Raw genomic sequence first — 397 nt, 5'->3', positions numbered from 1 at the left:
ATGATGTGTCTACAAATTCAGACCCCAATAGTCTTGAACGGTGGGTTCAAAAAGCAACAAATCATTATCAAGCCGTGCAAGAGGCACTAAAAGAAGCGCAACAGCTCTATAGACAGTATAATCTTTATGCAGCACTACAGTACCTCGTTATAGAAGATCAAATGCTACCACATCTTGTGAATTCATTGCGTATCGCTCTTAATGCGCTTCAGAAGCATTTTGATCGTTAAATGACAATCTCTATTACGGTTTCATCATATTGTATATCGTTTGTAAGTCTCTACAAAGCCTAGCTGTTTTTTTTATGCCTCTCCCATTATCGACTCTCATACTAGACACTAAATCAACAACTTGTGTTTCGGGGTTAATGCCATTTCCACTCGGAGAACTAAGAAAT

At 38.3% G+C, this 397-nt stretch carries 1 pseudogene; it reads left to right on the top strand.

The window, feature by feature from the left end:
• A pseudogene (locus J7R10_RS09315) lies at window positions 1-230 on the top strand (hypothetical protein); the annotation flags it as partial.
• Window positions 231-397: the final 167 nt, after the last annotated feature.

It is taken from the genome of Bartonella vinsonii subsp. berkhoffii ATCC 51672, assembly GCF_902825225.1.
Lineage (GTDB): Bacteria > Pseudomonadota > Alphaproteobacteria > Rhizobiales > Rhizobiaceae > Bartonella > Bartonella berkhoffii.
Note: the sequence above shows the minus strand (reverse complement) of the source record. Positions and strands in the feature narration are given on the sequence as shown.